Source organism: Bradyrhizobium sp. AZCC 2289 (assembly GCF_036924615.1).
GTDB lineage: Bacteria > Pseudomonadota > Alphaproteobacteria > Rhizobiales > Xanthobacteraceae > Bradyrhizobium.
Genome location: NZ_JAZHRY010000001.1, coordinates 3,224,370 through 3,244,992 on the forward strand (window position 1 = coordinate 3,224,370; position 20,623 = coordinate 3,244,992).

18 protein-coding genes and 4 pseudogenes are annotated in these 20,623 nt (G+C 59.6%); 8 read left to right on the forward strand and 14 right to left on the reverse strand.

Going from position 1 to position 20,623, the window contains the following annotated elements; genetic code table 11:
- Nucleotides 1-5: 5 nt before the first annotated feature.
- The 3 genes from V1289_RS15530 to V1289_RS15540 are packed head-to-tail and all read right to left on the reverse strand — an operon-like array spanning nucleotide 6 to nucleotide 2,090.
- Complete coding sequence (locus V1289_RS15530; RefSeq protein WP_334397732.1) at nucleotides 6-995, reverse strand: branched-chain amino acid ABC transporter permease; 990 nt, start codon at nucleotides 993-995, stop codon at nucleotides 6-8.
- A 2-nt stretch (nucleotides 996-997) separates the two neighbouring features.
- The gene (locus V1289_RS15535) at nucleotides 998-1,879 is read right to left on the reverse strand and encodes a branched-chain amino acid ABC transporter permease (RefSeq protein ID WP_334397733.1); all 882 of its coding nucleotides are present in this window, start codon (nucleotides 1,877-1,879) and stop codon (nucleotides 998-1,000) included.
- Nucleotides 1,880-1,901: 22 nt separating this feature from the next.
- Nucleotides 1,902-2,090 (reverse strand): hypothetical protein, encoded by a 189-nt coding sequence (locus V1289_RS15540; protein WP_334397734.1) that lies wholly within the window; start codon nucleotides 2,088-2,090, stop codon nucleotides 1,902-1,904.
- A gap of 535 nt (nucleotides 2,091-2,625) precedes the next feature.
- On the opposite strand from V1289_RS15540, the gene V1289_RS15545 reads away from it, so the two are divergent.
- From V1289_RS15545 to V1289_RS15570, 6 genes are all read left to right on the forward strand, one after another.
- Nucleotides 2,626-2,820 carry a hypothetical protein gene (locus tag V1289_RS15545; RefSeq protein ID WP_334397735.1) on the forward strand — a complete coding sequence of 65 codons (195 nt, stop codon included), beginning with the start codon at nucleotides 2,626-2,628 and terminating at the stop codon, nucleotides 2,818-2,820.
- A gap of 464 nt (nucleotides 2,821-3,284) precedes the next feature.
- Nucleotides 3,285-3,521 (forward strand): hypothetical protein, encoded by a 237-nt coding sequence (locus V1289_RS15550; RefSeq protein ID WP_334397736.1) that lies wholly within the window; start codon nucleotides 3,285-3,287, stop codon nucleotides 3,519-3,521.
- Nucleotides 3,522-3,560: 39 nt separating this feature from the next.
- A complete protein-coding gene (locus V1289_RS15555; RefSeq protein ID WP_334397737.1) occupies nucleotides 3,561-4,745 on the forward strand; it encodes a thiolase C-terminal domain-containing protein in 1,185 nt (394 codons plus the stop codon).
- The gene (locus V1289_RS15560; protein ID WP_334397738.1) at nucleotides 4,742-5,185 is read left to right on the forward strand and encodes a Zn-ribbon domain-containing OB-fold protein; all 444 of its coding nucleotides are present in this window, start codon (nucleotides 4,742-4,744) and stop codon (nucleotides 5,183-5,185) included. Before V1289_RS15555 ends, V1289_RS15560 begins: the two co-directional genes overlap by 4 nt.
- A 164-nt stretch (nucleotides 5,186-5,349) precedes the next feature.
- Nucleotides 5,350-6,996, forward strand: a complete 1,647-nt coding sequence (locus V1289_RS15565) for a class I adenylate-forming enzyme family protein (protein ID WP_334397739.1) — start codon at nucleotides 5,350-5,352, stop codon at nucleotides 6,994-6,996.
- Nucleotides 6,997-7,066: 70 nt separating this feature from the next.
- Nucleotides 7,067-7,345, forward strand: a complete 279-nt coding sequence (locus V1289_RS15570) for a transposase (protein ID WP_334407480.1) — start codon at nucleotides 7,067-7,069, stop codon at nucleotides 7,343-7,345.
- A gap of 458 nt (nucleotides 7,346-7,803) precedes the next feature.
- On the opposite strand, the pseudogene V1289_RS15575 reads toward V1289_RS15570, so the two are convergent.
- The 8 genes and pseudogenes from V1289_RS15575 to tnpA all read right to left on the reverse strand — a co-directional run.
- A pseudogene (locus tag V1289_RS15575) lies at nucleotides 7,804-8,522 on the reverse strand (IS256 family transposase); the annotation flags it as partial.
- Nucleotides 8,467-8,673: an SDR family NAD(P)-dependent oxidoreductase gene (locus tag V1289_RS15580; protein ID WP_334407482.1), complete on the reverse strand. Its 207-nt coding sequence runs from the start codon at nucleotides 8,671-8,673 to the stop codon at nucleotides 8,467-8,469. The pseudogene V1289_RS15575 and the gene V1289_RS15580, both read right to left, overlap by 56 nt.
- A 26-nt stretch (nucleotides 8,674-8,699) precedes the next feature.
- On the reverse strand, nucleotides 8,700-8,900 hold the full coding sequence (locus V1289_RS15585; protein WP_334397740.1) for an SDR family NAD(P)-dependent oxidoreductase: 201 nt from the start codon (nucleotides 8,898-8,900) through the stop codon (nucleotides 8,700-8,702).
- Between the two features lie 154 nt (nucleotides 8,901-9,054).
- Nucleotides 9,055-9,609 carry a carboxymuconolactone decarboxylase family protein gene (locus tag V1289_RS15590; protein WP_334397741.1) on the reverse strand — a complete coding sequence of 185 codons (555 nt, stop codon included), beginning with the start codon at nucleotides 9,607-9,609 and terminating at the stop codon, nucleotides 9,055-9,057.
- 1,516 nt (nucleotides 9,610-11,125) lie between these two features.
- Nucleotides 11,126-12,200 (reverse strand): annotated as a pseudogene (locus V1289_RS15595) (IS630 family transposase); the annotation flags it as partial.
- 146 nt (nucleotides 12,201-12,346) lie between these two features.
- Nucleotides 12,347-13,066 carry an MFS transporter gene (locus tag V1289_RS15600; protein WP_334397742.1) on the reverse strand — a complete coding sequence of 240 codons (720 nt, stop codon included), beginning with the start codon at nucleotides 13,064-13,066 and terminating at the stop codon, nucleotides 12,347-12,349.
- Between the two features lie 353 nt (nucleotides 13,067-13,419).
- Nucleotides 13,420-13,601 (reverse strand): annotated as a pseudogene (locus V1289_RS15605) (efflux RND transporter permease subunit); the annotation flags it as partial.
- Nucleotides 13,602-14,116: 515 nt separating this feature from the next.
- Nucleotides 14,117-14,515 (reverse strand): annotated as a pseudogene (tnpA, locus tag V1289_RS15610) (IS200/IS605 family transposase).
- Nucleotides 14,516-15,267: 752 nt separating this feature from the next.
- Between tnpA and V1289_RS15615 the strand changes: the two are divergent.
- Complete coding sequence (locus tag V1289_RS15615; protein ID WP_334397744.1) at nucleotides 15,268-16,200, forward strand: LysR family transcriptional regulator; 933 nt, start codon at nucleotides 15,268-15,270, stop codon at nucleotides 16,198-16,200.
- Between the two features lie 78 nt (nucleotides 16,201-16,278).
- Here the strand turns inward: V1289_RS15615 and V1289_RS15620 are convergent, their stop codons facing one another.
- Nucleotides 16,279-16,545 (reverse strand): DUF3551 domain-containing protein, encoded by a 267-nt coding sequence (locus tag V1289_RS15620; RefSeq protein ID WP_334397745.1) that lies wholly within the window; start codon nucleotides 16,543-16,545, stop codon nucleotides 16,279-16,281.
- Between the two features lie 787 nt (nucleotides 16,546-17,332).
- Between V1289_RS15620 and V1289_RS15625 the strand changes: the two genes are divergently transcribed.
- Nucleotides 17,333-17,665, forward strand: a complete 333-nt coding sequence (locus tag V1289_RS15625) for a MarR family winged helix-turn-helix transcriptional regulator (protein ID WP_334397746.1) — start codon at nucleotides 17,333-17,335, stop codon at nucleotides 17,663-17,665.
- Nucleotides 17,666-18,020: 355 nt separating this feature from the next.
- Here the strand turns inward: V1289_RS15625 and V1289_RS15630 are convergent, their stop codons facing one another.
- Nucleotides 18,021-19,268, reverse strand: coding sequence for an acyl-CoA dehydrogenase (locus V1289_RS15630; RefSeq protein WP_334397747.1), 1,248 nt, complete (start codon nucleotides 19,266-19,268; stop codon nucleotides 18,021-18,023).
- 143 nt (nucleotides 19,269-19,411) lie between these two features.
- Entirely contained in the window at nucleotides 19,412-20,539 is a 1,128-nt protein-coding gene (locus V1289_RS15635) for an acyl-CoA dehydrogenase family protein (protein ID WP_334397748.1), read from the reverse strand.
- Nucleotides 20,540-20,623 lie beyond the last annotated feature (84 nt).

A 20,623-nucleotide genomic window follows, 5' to 3' on the forward strand; every position in this document is an offset into this window, starting at 1 on the left:
CGTGTTCACGATCGTCCCTCCGCCGCTTCGACTGGACTGTTCACCCCATCGCCGGCTCCGCGCGGGGCTGCAAGCTTGCCGGCAAGGGCCGAGAGCGCGCGCCCCAGTCCTTCCGGAAATACCAATGCACATGCGATGACGATCAGACCGACGACCAAATCGGAGTTCGCCGAATGTATCTGCACGTAGCCACGCGACAACTCCAGGATCACCGTCCCGAGCATCGGACCGAGGAAGATTGAGCGACCGCCGAGAGCGACCATCATCAGAAACATAGCACTCGCAGTCCAGGAGAACATGCTGGGATCGACATTGCCTTCCGTCGTCGCGGAGACAATGCCGAATACCGTGCCCAAGACTCCTGTGATCACCATCACCATGATTTCGTAGAGCCGTGGATTGCCGCCCAACGACGCGATACGGTCGGCGTTGTCTCGCACCGCCGCCAGCATGGTTCCAAACGGCGACGCCAAGAGCCGCAGCAGGAGCAGCCCAATGACGACTAGCACCGCGACCGCAAGGAAATGCTTTGCCAGGTCCGTGTCGAGCCAGAACGGAATCGTCACGCCGACCAGCCCATCGTCGCCGCCGGTCAGCCGATAGCTGCGCGCCACCAGCACATAGGCGACCTGACCGATCGCGAGCGTCAACAGTCCGAAGAAGAGATGACGGGCGCGCAACGAGATCAGCGCCACCGCAAGCGACAGCGGGATTGCCAAAGCGAGACCCAAGAGTATGGTGTGGCCGTATGGCATGCCGTACTTGATCGTGCCAATCGCTACCACGTAGGCACCGACCCCGAAGAACAGGCCCTGTCCCAGCGAGATCAATCCGGTTGCCCCGACCAACAAGTTCAGGGTCATTGCCGAGCCGGCAAAGACGGCCAGCCGCGTGATCTCCCGCATCATGGTGCCGGGCAGCACCAGCGGCAGCACGCCGAACACGACGCCCACGAGTAGGAGCGCACCAACACTTCTTGTGTCAAACTGCTGCATGCTTACTCCCTGCCGACGATGGTGCTAAAGCCGGTCGGCTTGATCAGCAGAACGACCACCATGACCGCGAAGATGATGACTTCACCGCCCTGGTCGATGAACAGCGTCGAGACTGTCTCGGCCACCCCGATCAGCATGGCGGCGGTGAGACCGCCCCAGACCGAGCCGAGCCCGCCCACCACGACCACAGCAAACGCGATGAGGACTATCTCAACGTCCAGTCCCGTGTTGATCGCGCCGCGAGGAACGGTGATGGCACCCGCGATGCCAGCAAGCAGCGCTGCGATGGCCATCACACTGGTTCGCAGCCGTCGCACGTCGACGCCCACCGCTTCGAGCATCTGGGGATCGTCGACCGCTGCCCGGATCAGCCGGCCGGTCCTGCTACGCGTCAGCACGACCCAGAGATAGATCGCCACGACTGCAGTGACCGTGAGCACCGCGACTTGATAGCTTGCCAGCCTGACCGAGCCCAATTCGATGAATCCGGCCAGCGGGCGCGGCGGCGACATCGACAGCGGTCGCGTTCCGAACACCAGCCGCGTCACGTTGTTCAACACCAGGACGAGCCCGAACGACACTAGCAGCTGCCCCCACATGCCCGAGTGATAGACGCGGCGGAACAGCGAAACCTCCAGCCCAGCAGCGAGGAGCGCGACGAGCGCTGGGACGGCGAGGCACCCGACCACAAAGCCCGCCTCGGTCCCCCACTGCTGGATACACGCCGCGACGCCGAATGCGGCGAGCATAAAATAGGACCCGTGCGCGAGGTTGACGACGCCGAGCGCGCCCCAAAGCAGCGTGAGCCCAGATGCGACCAGGAAGTATAGCCCGCCGTTAGCGACGCCTGCCAGGACCTGGGCCAGGAATAGTGACCAGTTCATGTTGTCCATCCCGCACCAGCCGTCATCGCGCCCACTTGATCGCCCGCTGGGGCTTTGTTTCGTTGTCCTGAGATTCAAGAGCGACGGGCCGGCCGGCGAAACCCTCGTTGCTGCCGAGAGTCTGAATGCCCGCGCGGCCCTTCGGCGCATCAATGGCCGCCACAGCGCAGCCGATGGATCCGAGCAGGATATGCTTGCTTTGGTCTGCCATGTTGGCAGGTAGCCGATCGACTCCGCTCTCCGCGGTCGAGTCCGCCAGCTGGCAGACTATCCGACGTGACATTCTTCGCCCTCGGTTTTCAGTCCGCGGCCAGAGCGGCCGAGCGCAAGCTTGTCGCGAACGTCGCAAAACTGCACTGACGACCCGTCCTTGGTCTGCTTCTTCCATGAACGGTCGTTCTTTAGGCATACGCCCACAAGACGTCGCCAGATCCGTCAGCTACCAAGTCAGCTCAAACGCCCCCTTGCGTCAATCATAAACGATCGAATGGAGACCCACCAAGGCTTAGCCTATGGCAACCAAAGGCCAGCAAGGTCCTCGTAGGTCGGGCGCAACTACCCTCTCAGGATCGTGGCCTTCCGGGGAATGGCATCCGGCGTCCTGACGGACTCATTCGGCATCACCGAGCACTTCGTGGACGACACTTGAGCCCGCACCGATCAGGCTTAATAGATCCGGCAAGTCGCCGCGACGCGACCGACATTCGCGGCGCTGGAGGATGCGTTTCCGGGAGGTGAGATCAAGCATGCACTTCACTTACAGTCAGCTCCTCGGCTTTTTCGCAGGCGTTCAGACGCTCAGGCGTAATAGCCTCTCCGCCCCAGTTGCTCAGCTTTTCAAAGTAACCGATCAGATCGGCATCATTGATAGAAAGTGGATGTGGGGCCGTTCATTTCTGATTCTCCTGGACAACGAATTTGCGGTAACGGCCCGGCTATGAGCTAGGCCGAACAGCCGAGGCACACCCTTGACGCACGTCGTCAGGTGACACCTCGGCAATTCCTTTGAGAAACTTCAAGGCCTGAGTCGGCTTGCTGCCTCGCATGATAAGCACAATTGTCTCGGGCCCCGCGCATTGCGGATCAGCGCAGGCGATCTCTGTGACACTCACAACGTCCGCTTCGCCGAGTCGCATATTTTCCCGAACAAGGCTCTTTATTTGATCGACAGCGGTCGTGCTCCGCGAGCGCCGCTTAAACGGATTGAACTTATTCCCATCGTCTGCACTCGCCACAGGTGATGCTCTCGGGTCCGCCGCGGGGGCATTGACAGTCGGATATCAGATATCGTATCCAAAATAAAGTCTCCACTTCTCCCACAGGTGTCGAACCGTGGGCTGAGCAGAGCCGTCGTGCGGTGGACAAGAGCGGGTGGCGGGCACGAGCGCACCCCGCGTCTGCCTGCGTGGAAAAGCCGTTCGACGTGAGATGGCGCCTGCAAAAGTGGGCGATTGAAAAAGAAGAGTTGGGTGCGCGCTCACGCGCTCAGGGAGGCAAGATGAACATCGAGCTTTTTGCAGCGCTGGTACTGTCCACGCTGCCGACGACAGGATCCGCGCTCGCTGCTGATGCGATCAAGATCGGCTTTTGTCGGGTCGAAGGTGCGAACGACCAGGCGAAGACATTCCGCGTGAGCCCGTAATGTTGAAAAGCGGTAGTGTTGAGAATGATCGGAGCGGACATGAATAGCGTCAAAGATCGAGCCGTGATCGTCGGCATTGGCAGGACTGAATTCTCGTCGCGCTCCGGGCGCAGCGAGCTGCGTCTGGCTCTTGAGGCAATCACCGAAGCGCTTGACGATGCGGGCCTTGAGCCCGATCAGGTGGACGGGCTCGTGCGTTATGGAGTCGCGCAAACCGGCGCGTCAGAGGCTCTGGTGGCCCACAATCTCGGGCTGCCGTTGGTCCGGTTCTGGTCGTGCGTGGATTTTGGCGGATCGGCCAGCTGCGCACTTCTCGGTCAGGCGTCGCTGGCCGTCGCCTGTGGCCGGGCAAACTATGTCGTTGTCTATCGGACGCTGAATGGTCGATCGGGGATCCGTCCCGGGACCGGCGATACGTATCATCTGTATCGAAATCAGGACCCTAGCTACGAAAACTTCCTGATGCCGCACGGCTTCACGGCGCCTTCTCAGCTCTATGCGATGATGGCTCGGCGCCGGATGCATGAATACGGAATGACCAACGAGCAACTTGGAAAAGTTGCGGTGACGGCAAGGACGTATGCGAACCGCAATCCGAACGCTCAACTTTATAACAAGACCTTGACCCTTGAGGATTACTTTGCGTCGCCGGTCATTTCATCTCCTCTGCGCAAGTTTGATATGTGCTTGCAGACCGATGGTGCGGTCGCCCTGGTTGTGACGACGCCCGAGCGAGCGGCCGATCTGAAGGGGAAGCCCGTCTATGTGAAGGCTGTCGCCCAGGCGTCCATGCCCGAGATTCAAGGCCCGCGCCATTCCCTTATCGGTCGGAAGAACATTCTAGAGAGTTCGGGCCGGTTGGCAGCCGCTGAGGTGTATCGCGAAGCAGGTGTCGCACCGAAGGATATCGACGTCGCGCAGCTCTATGACTGCTTCACGCCTGCCTTGATGCAGCAACTTGAAGATTACGGATTTTGCGGGAAGGGCGAGGCGGGTGGCTTTGTCGATGATGGGCACATTTCTCCCAACGGATCCATCCCCGTTAACACCGCAGGAGGCAATCTAGCCGAAGGCTACATCCAGGGCGTGAATCACCTCCTTGAGGGAGTGCGCCAGCTGAGAGGCACATCCACCAGCCAGGTCGCGAACGCTGAAACCTGTCTTGTGACGGCCGGGTCGCCTATGCCGACAAGTGCAGCCATTCTGGGGAGCGTGCGGGGATGAGTGGAGTTATTGCAGGAGCCGCCGCACGACCGCTTCCGGTTCCCTATGAATGGGACCGGGGTTTCTGGGACGCGGCAAAGAAGCAGGAGCTCGTTGTTCAGTGCTGCGGACGTTGCAAAAAGGTCCGCAGCTTTCCGAGACTTATGTGTCCGAGCTGCCGAAGCCTGGAATTTGAATGGCTCAAAGCCTCTGGTAAAGGCCGACTCTACTCCTGGAACACGCTCTATCAGTCATTTCACCCGGCATTCGTCAAGTTTCCTTTTACGGTCGGGATCATCGAACTCGAAGATTACCCCGACGTTCACCTTGTCGGTGGCTTGCAAATGGATGGGCTCAGGGAAGACGATCTGCACATAGATCAGCCCGTCGAAGTTGTCTTCCACAAGATCAGCGAAGACGTGATGCTGCCAGAATTTCGGGTGGTGAAGGGCGACGACTGAGGCCTTTGAGAAGGCTTCGTTCTATCGAGTTGGGACCGGACGTAGATCAGGAATGAGTGGTCGCATTCTTCACGACGCCGACGGTGCGACCGTCGCGTCAGAGGTGAAGATGCTGTATTTCGGGCAAACGGCAAGCCGTTCAGCCCTAACGTAAGGATCGTTATATGACACAAGAGGCTAAGCCAGTGGTCGGCTGGGACATGGTGGGACAGCGAACGATTTCGCGAGCACTCGCGTACAATCGAGAAGTGATTCCCTCAAAGTCGTTCATCGAATATCGCGGACTAAAGATTACTTACGGCCAATTCGGCCGCGCCGTGTGCCAGATCGCCAACGGTCTGCGTGCTCTTGGAATACGTCGTGGCGAGCACGTCATGATCTACTTGCCAAACTGTCCAGAGTACCTTGCAGCCGCATTCGCGATCCAGCGAATGGGGGCCGTCTATGTCACCTGTAGCACGCTCGCTGCGGAAGATGAGATCAGATACCAGGTTTCAAACGGTGACGTTGCAGCAATCATTGTCGCAAGGGAGACCGAGGCACTCGTCCGAGCAATAGCCGCCGAACAAGCAAGCGTCGGCTCGATCATTACCGTCGACTGTGGAGCGATGGACACTGGCAGCGCAATGCTCAACCGCATGCTCGTCGAGAATTCGGACAGGTTCGACGAGCCATTCCCGAGCGTCGATGAACTTGCAATGATCATGTACACGTCGGGAACGAGCGGTCGGCCGAAAGGCGTGCTGTGGAGCCATGGAAACCTGTTCGTCGCCGGGCTTAACCGTGTGAGTGCGTTCGATTACACGGTAGATGATCGCTTGCTGCACTACTTTCCCCTGTATCACGCGAACGGAGGCGTTTCGCTTGTAAATCCGGTCATCCTGAAAGGAGCGACGATCGTAATGATCGAGAAGTTCTCCGCTAGCAAATTATCAACGATGCTGGTCGAGCACGACATCACGTTCACCGCGTTTAACGCCACTCACGTCAAGATGGTCCTCAACCATCCACGTGTTCCCCAAGATCGCCAACACCGGGTTCGACGCGCTCAGTTTGCGTTGCCGCTTGACAACGACCGTCGGCGCGAATTCTCGGATCAATTCGGGGGCATCCGCCTGGTCGAGTTGTATGGCCTTACCGAGTCCTTGGGGATGGCTACCTGTTCGCCCGTCGATTCACTTTGGAAAGCTGGCAGCGCCGGACCGCCGATCCCGGGAATACGTCTTAAGATCAAGCGCGAGGACGGTACCGACGGCGGTGTCGGGGACAGCGGGGAGATCCTGCTACAATCGTTCTCCCGCTATGGCCTAAGCGGCGGCTATTACAAGGACCCGCATCTGACCGAGGAGCTGTTCGCCGGAGGTTGGTTGAATAGCGGCGATACCGGTCATGTCGATGAAGACGGGTACTTATGGTATCTCGATCGCAAGAAGGACATGATCAAACGCTCGGGCTTCAACATCGCCGCGGCCGAGGTGGAGCGTGCGGTTGCAACCTATAGCGGCGTCAAGGAGGTCGCTGTTGTTGGTATCCCGGACGAATTTCGTGAAGAGCGAATAGTTGCCTTTATCGTGAGCAATGGAACAGGGCGGCTAGACCCCACGTCAGTTATCGATTATTGCACGCGCCTCCTCGCTCCGTTCAAAGTCCCAGAGCACGTGGCATTTCTGGAGGTGTTGCCGGAAAATATCCTGGGTAAAGTCGACAAGAAATACCTACGAGTGAGGGGCATGGAATTGTTTCCCAGCTCGCAAGGTGTTGTCGGTGGAGCACAAGGGGCGAACGGTGACGGGGTGGCAAGAATGAACTGACGGGCTGACGGCAGCGATTGACCACGAAATCGCGCAGGACGCAATCGAGGATTCCGCGGTCAACAGATTGATGACGATCACCGGCGTGAATCTGGCAGTCGCCCCCGGGATCGTGGCGGCGATCGGCGACATCAGCCGGTTCAACAGCCCGCAGAAGCTGGTGAGCAAGATCGGCCGCAGTCGTGCGCGCGCCATGCTGGTCGAGGCGGCCTGGGCAGCGGCCAAGGCGCCCGGTCCGCTGCATGCTTTTTTAGTGCGCATCCGCGCGCGGCGCCGCTATCAGATCGCCGCGGCGGCCGTGGCTCGGAAGTGGCTCGGAAGTTCACTGTGCTCTGCTGGTATTTGTTGACGAAGGGCGAGGATTACCTGTGGGCGCCCAGCGCTGGTCGCCAACAAGATCCGCGCGATGCAACTTCAAGCCGGACATCCGCAACAGAAAGGCAGCCGGCGTGGACCAGTCTCCACAACGTCAAGGCGATGCGCGACCGCCAGATGTTGATTGCCGCCCAGGCGGAGCAAAGCTACGAACGATTCGTGTCGTAACGGAAACCGCGGCGGCCAAAAGCCGCTGCGCGGACGCCTCGGCTCGGCAAAATAGGCAGTCTCACTTGCAGTCGACGCGTCACGAAGTCGCCCGCGCCTAGCAACTATAATCGCGGCCGACGGCAAGTTCTAGCCACGCGTGCAGTCCCGTTCCACGCCAGCGTACCGAGCCGTGCTCGTGCCGGTCAAGGCCCAGCCTTGCGGTGGCCGCAAATGCCGACCGGCCTTGACCGCGCTTGCGCGCGGCTGCTGCGAGACCGATGGCCGGGACGGAAGAATGGCCCGCGTCGCGGCGTAGATCATGTCGTCGCAATCGGAGGTGATCTCTTCGTGCAGCCGCTCAGGCGCGTGCGCCAGCAGGTTAATGTGCTGGTGCACGGTACAGCGCTGCACCGGCACGCCGTCCCAGACGGCGGCGATCGCGGCCGCGAGCCCGGTGCACCGCCGACAATGAGGAATCCAGAACGGCGCAGGCCGCGCCGGGTGAGATCGTCGAGCACTGCACGCCAGGCTTGGGTACTCTCGCCGCCCATACTCTTGATGGCAAGCAACACCTTCTGACCGTCCGCCCGCCGATGACGACCAGCAGCAAGATCGAGGTCGCCTTGCGGTCGAGCGGCACGCGCACCACGGTGCTGTCGAGGATCAACTGCACGATCGGCTCTTCGGCCAGTGAGCGGGCATTCCAGGCGTCCCAGTCGCTCTTCACCTTGCGCCAGACTCGGCTCACCATGTCCTTGCCGACGGCACCAGCGAGCAAAGCGCTGAGCGCGCGGCGCATACGGCGCGTGTTAGTGTCGGCCAGGTACCAGCCGGCGATCAGTGCGTCGGCGGCCAGCGTGCGCCGCTGGTAGGCCCGCACCGATTGGCTCTTCCACTCGGTGGTCTTGCCGTCGATCATGTTGAGCCGCGCCCGTGACCGCAATCTCAATCGGCCCGAAGCTGCCGGTCAGCGACCGCGGCCGGCTGCCGTGTCGATGAACCGCAATGTCGGGCGTTCCCGAGTTGCTCGGTGAAGGCGATCATCGTTCTTTTGGTCGCCTTGTAGCCGACGTAAGGGTACGTCGTGATCGCGGCGATTGAGGTGATGTTGATGATGGTGCCCCTCTTCTGTTGTCGCATGACCGGGATCACGTGTTTGACGGCGAAAGTACCGTTCCTCAAATTGATCGCGACGCAGCGGTCGACGCCTCTTCACTGATCTGAGCAAGCTCGGCATCGTCGCTCGAAAGATCGACGCCGACATTGTCGTGCAGGATGTCGATGCGGTCCCAGCGCGCCATTGCATCCGCCGCCATCGCCCTGAGCTCGACATTCTTGGTGACGTCGGCCTTGAAGGCGGCGGCGATGTCCTCCTTCATCGCGATACATCTCGACGGTTTCCTGGGCGGACGCGCAAGAACTTGGCACCCTCGCGCGCGAAGGTAATCGCGGTGGCGCGGCCATTGCCCATGCCTTCGCCGTGGGCTTTGCCCGGCGCCGACGACGATGGCAATACGATCCTACAGGCGCACGTCATTTCACTCCCGGCATCGGGTACCGCTGCAGTACCTCTTTGCAATAAGGCTCGATGTCGATCTTCATGGTGGCGAGCACACGCACCACGCCGCAGTAAAAGGCGATGGTGAGCACGAGGTCGACCATCTCTTCATCGGAGAGATGGCGCTTGATCTCGGCAAAGGTAGCCTCCGACATCGCAATCTCACGCACCATTTCGCGCGCGCCTTTGAGAATCGTCCTTGCCAGCGGTTCGAGCTTCGATTCCTTGCCTTCGGTCTCCGCCATGACAGCGGCGATATCGTCGTCGCTAACGCCTAATTCCTTGCCGATCTTCACATGATGGGTGAACTCATATTCCGATTGCTCGAGCCAACCGACCTGCAGGATCGCGAGCTCCCGCAAACGCGGGTTGAGCTTGCTCTTGATGCGAATATAGCCGCCCACGCCACTGAAGGCGCGCGCCATGTCGGGTGAGTTGACGAGCAGCTTGTGCAGATTGGTGTTGCGCTTGAGCATGTTGCGATATTCGGGCGCGACCTGGTCAGCCTCGAGATAGGGCAGGCGGGCCATGCAGTTTCCTCTCTTTCTTTTTTCTGATCAGCGTTCTTGTGATTCCCGTTCCGGCTTTGAGCCATTCAAATTCCAGGCTTCGGCTCGGACACATAAGTCTCAGAAAGCTGCGGACCTTTTTGCATCGTCCGCAGCACTGAACAACGAGCTTCTGCTTCTTTGCCGCGTCCCAGAAACGCCGGTCCCACTCATAGGGAACCGGAAGCGGTCATGCGGCGGCTCCTGCAGCAATTCCACTCATCCGCGCGCGCTCCCCAGAATCGCTGTACTTGTCGGCATAGGCGATCCGGCCGTCACAAGACAGCGTTCGCGACCTGGCTGGTGGATGTGCCTCTCAGCTGGCGCACTCCTGTGCAACTCGTCCTACGCGGTGCTCGCGGGACGCAGCTGACCGAGGCCGGGGCCGTTCCTGCTCGAGCCAGGATCACTCCAGCGTTGTTCCGAGCGCGGCGTGTTTGGCCGCCGCCATGCGTCAATGCGACGAGCCGTCGGTCTGATGGCCCCCAAAGAAGCGCGAGGACGGCGCCGTCGAGGACGTCGCTCGCCAGACAGAGCCAATTTGCCAAGCGCTGCTCGAGCTTGTGCCGAACGGCGCAGAATGTGGTCTGAGCCTCATGTATCGCGAGGCCTTGTGCATATCGCAATAGGCGGCACCGAAATTCAGGAGACTCGCCGAATACGCGCCAAAAATCCTCGGTGCCGATCCTGAGTGCGCTTCCAGGAAGAAGCACGATTGATTGATGCGCTGGAAGGTGCCCACCCAACAAGCTGGAGATCCCAACAGCTCCCTGAGCTCCGATCGTTGCGATTTCCACGAAACCTTCGGTTGCGACTGTTCTCAGCGATACGATTCCTGACTCTACGAAATAAACGTGCCCGACAGGCTTCCTTGGCCCCTGCAAGCTCAGCCGTTCCTTTAGAGTGACTTGCTCGAGAAACGGGAGAATCGCAGCAAAGCATGCTGGAGGGAGGCCCGCCAAAATGGCGTTCTTGATAAGCATCCGCTTGGAGTGTACGTACAATTCATCCCTCCCTATCGAGCTCCTTCCATAAGCGTGTTCTTGTTCTTAGGCCGCCGCGAAGGATACGCTGATCTTGGCCGATGACCACGATCGGTAGTCGCGCGCTAGACCAAGCATATGGCTACGTTAAGCCACCATCACCGGTCAATCGTCTGGTAGCCTATGATAGCTACAGGTGCCGACGATGACCCAAGGGAACTACCGGTCGATGACCTTGACATCGGCTCGAGAATGCGCTGCCGCGGAGCTGTGATGCGCGCGGTCGAGAAGCTCGAAACCCTGGCAAGTATTGAGACAAGATCGGCGTTCGCCGGTATGGCCGTCTCCTCGGTATTTAGTTCGCGTATCATATTGGCGTTTCTAAAGCGCCTCCATCTAGCCCGTCTGCCATTGACGTATGTGCTCTTGTGGTGCTCCCGAGACCCTTGCATGTTGTTTAATACGCTTGGCCATGTGAAGCTCCAACTTGTCCGAACACCCGACGGCTCATAGTGGATCGAATCTAACAGTTGGTGCCCTCGTTTGACGGCGGCGACGATTTTGTCGGGATCTGCGGTCCAAGTGAAGGGCTTGGGATCATTGTTGGTTTGGTCGAGGAAGCGGTTGATGACGGCCTTGAGTTCACGGACCGACCGGAAGACACCGCGTTTGAGACGCCGTTTGGAGAGTTTGGCAAAGAAGCCTTCGACGGCATTGAGCCACGATGACGAGGTGGGCGTGAAATGGAAGGTGAACCGCGGATGGCGATCGAGCCATTTGCGCACCTTCGGGTGTTTATGGGTCGCATAGTTGTCGAGGATGACATGGACCGCTTTTTTGGCTGGGACTTGAGCCTCGATCTGGTTGAGAAAGCGGATGAACTCCTGATGCCGATGCTTCTGCATGCAGCGTCCGATGACCTTGCCTTCGAGCACGTCGAAGGCGGCAAACAGGGTAGTGGTGCCGTTGCGTTTGTAGTCGTGTGTCATAGTGGCGGCGCGCCCCTTCTTGAGGGGCAGGCCCGGTTGGGTGCGATCGAGCGCCTGGATTTGGCTCTTCTCGTCGACCGAGAGCACGATGGCATGCTCGGGTGGATTGACGTAAAGCCCCACCACGTCATGCAGCTTCTCGACGAAGTTGGGGTCGTTCGAGAGCTTGAATTGCCGGACGCGATGCGGCTGCAGCCCGTGCGCTCGCCAGATGCGCTGAACCGAGCTGGCGCTGATGCCGGCCTCCTTCGCCATCATGGTTGCGGTCCAGTGCGTGGCCTCTCCTGGCGGATCGGTCTGCGTGGGTGCCACCACGCGTGCTGCAACGTCCGCTCCGAGCGGCGGAATGCGCGCGGGGCGTGTCTTGTCGCGCAGCAGACCCTCGAAGCCCTCTTGCATAAAGCGTTCCTGCCAGCGCCAGACGCAGGTCTTGGACTTGCCGGTCTGGTGCATGATCTCATTGGTGCCGAGCCCGTCTGCACTCAACAAGACGATCTCAGCCCGCCACACCTGCTTCTGCGGCACGTTGCGATCCCGCACGAGCGCCTCCAAACGGAAACGGTCGGAAGAGAGTAACGATGATCGAAATACCCGTTCGCATGCGCCAGATTCGCATGCAATCGGCTCCTCGGGAATCCCTCGGGGGATTCAAATGTCAGATTTGATCCAATAGCTCCACACAGCGTGGCCCCCTCCACAGTGAGCAACGGGAACGTAGCGAGAGTTGCGATCATCAACAGCTTGTAGTCATCGATGTAGGCAATGATTTGGGCCTGCATGGTGATCACGGAATCGAGTGCGGCCCGGCCGGCATCCATCAAACGGATTCCAGAACTGCGATACTGCCGGAAGATCGAGAGCTCTATTAACGGCAGTGACGTGCGTCACGATCTCAGCGTGGTTTATCTGGACGTTCCTGGTCGGCAGAGTGTTCACGACAGAGATGCCGACACTCGAACCGATGTTGCGGGCCAGGTTGTAGACGCCCGCCCCATCCGTGCGGTCTTCCGGGGACAATGTGGCCAAGCTCGTTGAACTGAGCGGCACAAAGAGAAAGCCCAGTCCCGCGCCCTGCACCAGACCGACACCGACGATCTGCCCCTGTGAGACCGCCGGCGTCCACCCTGTCATCGCGTAGAACGCCCAAGACGTGAGTCCAAGTCCGATGCCCAAAAGCAGACGAGAGTCCACGCGCCCCGCGAGACGCCCGGCCAAGAGCATCGCGACCATCGTGCCAATACCGCGCGGTCCCGTCACAAGACCCGCCGTAACGACCGGATAGTTCATCAGGCTTTGTAGGTAGGGAGGCTGCAAAGCCAGCGACGCATAGTAGGTGAGGCCGACGACAGCGATCAAAAGCGTTCCGGCCGCGAAGTTCTGGTCTTTGAACAGGGAGAACCTGATAAATGGCTTTTCCGCAGTGATCGTATGGACGATAAAGAGATAAAAGGCGGAACCCCGCCACAATCGCCTCGATCCAGATTTCGCCGGATCCAAACCAGTCGAGCTGTTCGCCGCGATCGAGCAGAATCTGGATTGCTCCTATCGAGACGCTCAGCGTTCCGAAGCCGAACCAGTCCAGCTTCTCGCTCGCGTTGCTTCTTGAACCCTGCAAGAACACGACGAGGCCCGCGAAGGCGACGATTCCGACGGGAAGGTTGATGTAGAATACCCACCCGTCTTAATCAATGTCGCGGAGCGGTCGTAGGTCGCCTGATCAAGCTCCACTTGCGCCTGCTGGACGTCAACATCATGAAGTATCCGCCGATAGTCCCGCTTCATCGATTCTATAGCTAATTCAGTCTGGTCCAGATAGGCCTTAGCCGTCCCTGTGTCTGCAGGTTGAGCTGGAACTGCTGGCCCTCCTCCGTCGGACGGCCCCCAATCGTCCCACCGGAGCCTGCGCGCTCTAAGCCTTAATCGCGTTGACCGCGTCGGACGGTGCGAGATTCAGGCTGGTTAGACGCTGGGTGTCGAACCAAATCCGCATCGAACAATTGAGGTTACCCTTTGGCCATCGAATTTCGATTCGCACGGATTTCCACGGCTCCCGCGAGCCTACGCGAGGACCGCTCAGATGAAAGGTTCAACTTCATCTATCACTGAGCGAACTTCATGAGTGCTGGGATGATTTTGTGCTATCGAGCTCGTTTACGGCCCGCGGCATTTGGCCGAGGCCGCTGTGAAGAATTGCTTCGCGACGGCCTTTCCTCAGCTTCCATCGATCATGGCCCTCCTGCAATTGGCCGCCGCTATGCTCAGCCACTGGCAGAGGGCTCCGGCCTCGTTGGACTTTGTGCGGCACTCACCGACGACACCGTATGCACCATCGATGCAGTGGCATTCGACGAGGACAGTGGATTGCGCATATCGATACGCGGACAGCCGGGATTCTTGCCCGTATCGAGACCCAAGTGGTGGTTAGACCACATCTCCCTGTGAACACTCCACCGCCTAAAGGCGGTGGCTTCAGGTTACGGCTGGAAGCCGGATTGATCGACCCTTCGGGTCGATTGTTTACACAACCTTGAAATTGTCGTCCGGCTCTTCCGGTTTTTGATCTTCGATGTCAGACTTCATCGGTAACATTGCCGCTGGTTGCCACCCAGTAGCCACGCGACCACAGATGCTGACCCCAATAGCGCTTCCTCAGCGACTGATGCTCCGTCAGAAGCTTATGGGAACTCTTTCCCTTCAGGTACTGCACCGCGCGCGACACCGACAGGTGCGGAGGGATCGAAAGCAGCAAGTGAACATGGTCTCGGTTTATCGCCCCGGCGTAGATCGACATCTCGTGGCTACGGCTGATTTCCGGTAGCAACTCTCTTGCACGCAGCCCGACATCCCCAACCGGGTACATACGATATGATATTTGCAATCCCATATCGTGTGACTGCCGGATTTCGCCGTCTGAATAATATAAGGATGCTACCGCATCCCGTCGCCTAAAGGCGAGGGGTTTACGGATCCCAAAAAAGGGACTCTAAATCCAAAGCTGACGAAGCTGAATGCATTCGCCGAGTGGGTTAGCGAGCGTTAGGAAAGTGACCGCTGACCGTGCACCTATCGATACGCGTCGGTGGATCTGATTACCCATGACTTTCAGGATCGGGAGGATATCGCCGACGTCACACGGAACTCGCCTATGACCACCCAGCGCTCTCAGCTCCGCTTCAAAAAGGGGCTCTGCTCACCGATGCGTTGACGAACCGCGCCCGGCTTTGCCTCTCTGATTCTGTAATGGGGCGCAGGCTACTCGGGAGCGGTCAGTCGAGGCCATCGACTCCGGTTGTCACGTCGATGATTTGAGCCGCAACGGCCACATGAGGATAATAATCTCGTCCTCCGCACAATGAAGTGCGCGAACGGTTACGCTACAGCCCGGAGCGTCGGACGCCGCCCGCGCGGCGTCACTGGATCGCAGACACGGCCCCTGTGGCCGGCCGCGACTAGGCGCCGCGCCATGCGCGTCCCATGTTGCCGACACCGATGAAGCCGATAGACCCTGCATCTCTTCCGTATCTCCCCGCTATTTGCGCCCCTCGCTCCCCGTATATGAAGACTGCCGGTAGTCGGGTTGGGCTGCGCCGCAGCAGGACTCATTCACGTATTGACGCAAACCTGCCTAAATGAAAATCTTATACCTCTCCGCTGAAGGAAACTCATCAATGCACCGCAGCGATTTTTCGGATCTCAACACGTTCCTAGCAATCGCCGATCATCTCAGTTTTCGCGGGGCAGCAGCCCATCTGGGGCTAACCTCATCTGCCCTCAGCCATTCAATACGGCAACTCGAGGAGCGCCTCGGCGTCAGGCTGCTGCATCGAACGACGCGCAGCGTGTCCTTGACGGACTCCGGAATTCGGCTTCTGGAGCGCCTTCGGCCTGGGATGGAGCAGATCTCAAGTGCGCTGGAGGAGTTGAAGGACCAGCAGCATCGGCCTTCGGGTCGTTTGCGCATCTACACCCATACGGATTTGATCCTGCGCATCGTCATTGCGCCGATATGGGAGCGATTTGTGTCCAGTCACCCCGAGGTGCGCCTTGAGCTCTGTGTCGAGCCCGCGCCGATAGATCTTGCTTCGACAGGATTCGATGCGGGAGTGGCGCAGCGAAGCCGCATACCTGCGGAAGCGATCGCGATTCGTGCGAGCCACCCCATACAAATAGCGGTAGTAGGGAGTCGCGGCTATCTTGCGAAGCGCCCGGTGCCGCGCAGGCCGGACGATGTCGCATCGCATCGTTGCGTCGCATTTCGATTTTCCCGGGACGGTGAGTTGCACCGCTGGGTCTTCGAACGGAAGGGGAGAAAAAGGATCGTTTCCCCTCCGGCCGTCGTGACCGTGAATAGTCCTGATGCAGCCCTTCAAGCGGCAGTGGATGGCATCGGATTGGCGTACCTGACGGAGGACCTCGTCCGGCCCTTCCTCAAAGCCGGCAAGTTGGTCCAAGTACTCAAGGAGTGGTCGCCCAGCATCGAAGGCTATCACCTCTATTATCAGAGCCGTAGACAACCTTCCGCGGCGCTTCGCGCCCTGATCGACATGGTGCGAGCTCCCAAAGCGTCATCCGACCACACGTCCGTGAAGAATCCGTTTTAATCGAAAGGACAGGAGCAGCAAACCACCGTGCGGTTCACGCCTTCGTTCGCCAATCCGCTCTTGCCGTTTTGCAAACTATCAGCGCGGTTGCCGTCCACGTGGCTTGAGCGCATAAATTGGATTGGCGCCGCAATAGGCGTCTGTGCCCGATGCAGTGACCACGCACTCATTATAGGTCGAGAACTGGCAATTGCCCGGATAGCCCCAGACACGCCCTTGAAGGCAATAAAGGTCTGGTGGAGGCGACGGTATATATCTCGAACGGTCTCGCGGAGCGGCGGTCAAACCGGATGCAAAGCCGACTAGGACGGGAATTACGAGAAGGATGGACAGCAGGTAGCGCATGAGAGCTTTTGACTCCATTAAATGTTGCTGAAGGCTAAGTCGGTGGAATTGCATGCCTCTGATGCCAATCCGCCGCCACCTCCGTGTCAGAAGGAGTGGGCGGCTGGATAGAGTCGCAGAAGAGAGGCAGCAGTCTCTAAATTGGCGCGATGAGGAAACAGCCCTTCTCTGCGGAACACTCGCACTCCTGTTCGGAGAACGTCTCCGTAGAGAACTCATCGCTCGCACGCACAAGGCTGCACGTTGTACCGGGAGCCGCCCCGTAGGACAACGAACCACGGCGCTCACCGGCTGGAAACAGAAAATCGTCGGAGCACCCACACAACTTGGTTCCGTTCGCCCCTCTCACCTGCGTGTAGCATTATCGGTGTCATACCGGCCGCTGTTCGAGTCTCGTCAATGCACAAGACGTCTCCTCTGAACATTAGTGAATTCGGTGATCCGTTGAAAGGAATAGGATCATGCGTAACGTACGGAATGGTCTCTAATTCAGCCGTCGTGTTAGAAACGCGTCACATTTGTACGAAACGTACCGAGTGTTTGACCTACTTTCCTCCGGTGGCTTTGTCTCTATTTTTTGGTTGCGATAAGGAGGAACAGGCGCAAGATGGAAGCCCTGACACACGATGCCGCAGGATCCGCCTAATCTAGCAACAGCAGTCGAGAGTAGCTCTGCTGAAGGTGAGAAGGTGGCTCGGTGTTTCGTGTGGGAGATCAGATCCATCAATGTCTGTCTGGAGGAGCTTCGCCCGTTCCGGGCCAATGTGCTTGGCATAACTGGGCCACAGTGGATGATCTTGATGGCCTTGGCGGATCTGGACAGGAAAAATGGTGTTCCGGTCAACGTGGTATCGAAATTGATGCGCGTCGCCCCTTCATTTGTCACGACCCAATCAAAGCAGCTGGAAAAAAAAGCTTCCTGCGGCGCAAGCCTTCCGCAAGCGACGCCCGTGTCGTAGAGATGTCGCTGACAGACAAAAGTTACAAACAATTCGGGGCCGTCGCAGCACGACAGAAGGCACTCGATGAATTCGTTTTTGGCGAATTCGGTGTCCGCGAACTGATCGAGTTCGCGAAACGGCTCCCCGCACTCAGGCATCGCTTAGAAACGCCCGCCTGAAAGTCGCTCTGGAGTCCCGAGAATCAAAACGCGCGATCGCAATAAATGCCGCGCGGCCTAGGTCGCGCTAGCCCTCAGTCGAGATACAATCCACTTGCGTCGAATAAGCTCGTGGACTGGGTTCAGCTCGCTCGCGATGCTGACAAAGAGTGGCTCAAATTCCGGCGCGGCGATCTCAATCTCCCGAGCATCAATGCCCTGTTCCACCAAAACTTTTGAGTTATAATGAAATGCGTCAGCCACGCTTCGGCCAGTGCACGGCTTCAATGCCCTTGGATGAAGCGGTCTCCCGTCCGTTACCGCAGCGGCCAATCTAGCCGATCCAGCGAGTCGTGACTTACAAGGATGAGGGTCTTCAAGCTCTTCCCTTGGTCGGTATCTGGTTGAACGGCACGTCCTTGTCGACCCTGATATCGCCGGGCAGGCCGAGTACGCGCTCGGCGATGATGTTGCGCATGATCTCGTCGGTGCCGCCCTCGACGCGGGTGCCCGGTGCGCGCAGCAGCATCGCCTGGAATTTGCCGGCGACTTCCGCATCCTCCGGGCCGCTCAGCACGCCGGCAGCGCCCTGCAGGTCGAGCGCATAGGTCGCGACGTCCTGGATCATCGAGCCGGCGACGAGCTTGCCGATCGAATTTTCCGGTCCCGGCCGGTCGCCCTTCGACAGCGCCGAGATCGCGCGCATGCTGGTGTATTTCAGCCCGCTCGCCTTCACCGCCCAGTTGGCGAGCTTTGAGCGCACGCCGCGGTCTTCGATCGCCGGGCCATCCTCCAGCATCAGGCTGTTGCAGAACTCGAACAGTTCCGGAAAGCCGGTGGCGACGCCGGCGCCGATCGACATGCGCTCGTTCATCAGCGTGGTCAGCGACACGTTCCAGCCGTCATTGACGGCGCCCAGCCGCTGCGAGTCCGGGATCTTCACATCGGTGAAGTAGACCTCGTTGAAGTCGGACTGTCCGCTGGCCTGCTTGATTGGTCTCACTTCGACGCCTGAACTCTTCATGTCCAGGAAGAACATGGTGAGGCCCTTGTGCTTGGCGACATTCGGATCAGTCCGGGTGAGCAGAATGCCGTAGTCGGAATAATGCGCGCCCGAGGTCCAGATTTTTTGGCCGTTGATGATCCAGTCGTCGCCGTTCTTCTCCGCGCGGGTGCGCAGGCCCGCGACGTCGGAACCACCGGCCGGTTCGGAGAACAGCTGGCACCAGACCTTTTCGCCGGACGCCAGCGGCGGCAGATATTTGCGTTTCTGCTCCTCGCCGGCGAACGCCATCATGGTCGGGCCGCACATGCCGTGGCCGATAATGAACATGCCCGAGAGCTTGCCGAACGGGCCCTCTTCCTGCTGCCAGATCACGCGTTCGATCGGCGATGAGCCGCGGCCGCCATATTCCCTGGGCCAGTGCAGGCAGGCCCAGCCGGCATCGGCCTTCTTCTTCTGCGAGGCCTTTGCCACCTCGAGGCTGTTGGCGCCCGTGAGCTGAGTGCGGCCGAGCGAGGATTTGCGCAGCTCCTCCTCATATTGCTTTGGCGCGTTGGCAGATATCCATGCCTTCGCCTCGGCGCGAAACGCGGCTTCCTGCGGAGTGTCGTCGAAGTTCATGGTCGTACTCTTTCTCTCGGTGCGTTACCCGGATGCTGCGCAGCGCGAAGCGGTGCGCTGCTGATCCGGGGTCCATCAATGGGTCCCGGCTCTGCGAAGCAGCGGCCAAAGCGCTGCATCGCGTCCGGGACACGAGCAATACGTTACGCCGCGTTCTTCTTGCGCATGCGGTCGATCAGCTGATCTTCCCAATAGGACAGACTGCCGAGCCCGAGCGCCACCGCGTTGGCGCGGCGGTAATACATGTGGCAGTCGAACTCCCAGGTGAAACCCATGCCGCCATGGACCTGGATGTTGTTCTTGGCGCAGTGCTGGAACGCCTGCGTCGCGCTGATGCGCGCGGCGGCTGCGGCTTCCGGCAGTTCCGAAGCGTTGGTCGAGAGCGCCCAGGCGCCGTAATAGCAGTTCGAGCGCGCCAGCGTCGCCGAGACATACATGTCGGCCAGCATATGCTTGACCGCCTGGAACGAGCCGATCGGCCGGCCGAAGGCGATACGATCGAGCGCGTAGTCGCGGCCCATTTCCAGCGCGCGGTCGGCGCCGCCGACCTGCTCGAACGCGACGAGCACCGCGGCACGGTCGAGCACCTGCGACAGGATGCTCCAGCCGTCGCCGGTCGCACCGAGCGGCTCGGCCTTGGCATTCTTGAAAGTCAGTTCGGCCTGACCGCGGGTCGGATCGAGATTGGTCAGCGACTTCACTTCGACGCCGCCGGCCTTGAGGTCGACCAGGAACAGCGAGATATCGGAATCGCGCCCGGTGGAGCCGGTGCGCGCGGCCACCACGGCAAAATCGGCGATAGCGCCATCCGGCACCGGCTTCTTGACACCATTGAGCGTGCCGCCGGACGCCGCGAGCTTGATCGCCTTCGGCGAAGGATTGCCCTTGCCCTCGAACAGCGCCAGCGTACCGATCGCTTCACCGGAGGCGATCTTCGGCAGCCATTTCTGCTTCTGCGCATCGCTGCCCGCAATCAGGATCGCTTCGGCGGCGAGATAGACGGTCGATGAGAACGGCACCGGCGCCAGCGCGCGGCCCATCTCCTCCCCGATCACGCAGAGCTCGAGATGGCCGGCACCCGCGCCGCCGAACTTCTCGGGGATCGCGACGCCGAGGAAACCCATCTCGGCGAGGCCCTTCCAGAGATCCTTGTCATAGGCCGCCTTGCCATCCAGAACGGCGCGCACCGCCTTGGGTGGACACTTTTCAGAGAGGAATTTCCGCGCCTCGTCGCGCATCTGCTTCTGTTCGTCGGAAAAATCGAAATTCATGGCGCTTACCTTTCTTCTTGTTGTCGTTCCGGGGCGCGAGCAGCGCGAACCTGGAACCTCGAGATTAGTTACCTCTGGTTTCTC

Bases quoted from the DNA above. Each gene is read 5' to 3' on its own strand.
- V1289_RS15635 (WP_334397748.1), bottom strand. From the start codon at position 20,539: ATGAATTTCGATTTTTCCGACGAACAGAAGCAGATGCGCGACGAGGCG.
- V1289_RS15585 (WP_334397740.1), bottom strand. From the start codon at position 8,900: ATGAAGGAGGACATCGCCGCCGCCTTCAAGGCCGACGTCACCAAGAAT.
- V1289_RS15630 (WP_334397747.1), bottom strand. From the start codon at position 19,268: ATGAACTTCGACGACACTCCGCAGGAAGCCGCGTTTCGCGCCGAGGCG.
- V1289_RS15570 (WP_334407480.1), top strand. From the start codon at position 7,067: ATGACGATCACCGGCGTGAATCTGGCAGTCGCCCCCGGGATCGTGGCG.
- V1289_RS15530 (WP_334397732.1), bottom strand. From the start codon at position 995: ATGCAGCAGTTTGACACAAGAAGTGTTGGTGCGCTCCTACTCGTGGGC.
- V1289_RS15565 (WP_334397739.1), top strand. From the start codon at position 5,350: ATGACACAAGAGGCTAAGCCAGTGGTCGGCTGGGACATGGTGGGACAG.
- V1289_RS15545 (WP_334397735.1), top strand. From the start codon at position 2,626: ATGCACTTCACTTACAGTCAGCTCCTCGGCTTTTTCGCAGGCGTTCAG.
- V1289_RS15590 (WP_334397741.1), bottom strand. From the start codon at position 9,609: ATGGCCCGCCTGCCCTATCTCGAGGCTGACCAGGTCGCGCCCGAATAT.
- V1289_RS15620 (WP_334397745.1), bottom strand. From the start codon at position 16,545: ATGCGCTACCTGCTGTCCATCCTTCTCGTAATTCCCGTCCTAGTCGGC.
- V1289_RS15540 (WP_334397734.1), bottom strand. From the start codon at position 2,090: ATGGCAGACCAAAGCAAGCATATCCTGCTCGGATCCATCGGCTGCGCT.
- V1289_RS15555 (WP_334397737.1), top strand. From the start codon at position 3,561: ATGAATAGCGTCAAAGATCGAGCCGTGATCGTCGGCATTGGCAGGACT.
- V1289_RS15535 (WP_334397733.1), bottom strand. From the start codon at position 1,879: ATGAACTGGTCACTATTCCTGGCCCAGGTCCTGGCAGGCGTCGCTAAC.
- V1289_RS15615 (WP_334397744.1), top strand. From the start codon at position 15,268: ATGCACCGCAGCGATTTTTCGGATCTCAACACGTTCCTAGCAATCGCC.
- V1289_RS15560 (WP_334397738.1), top strand. From the start codon at position 4,742: ATGAGTGGAGTTATTGCAGGAGCCGCCGCACGACCGCTTCCGGTTCCC.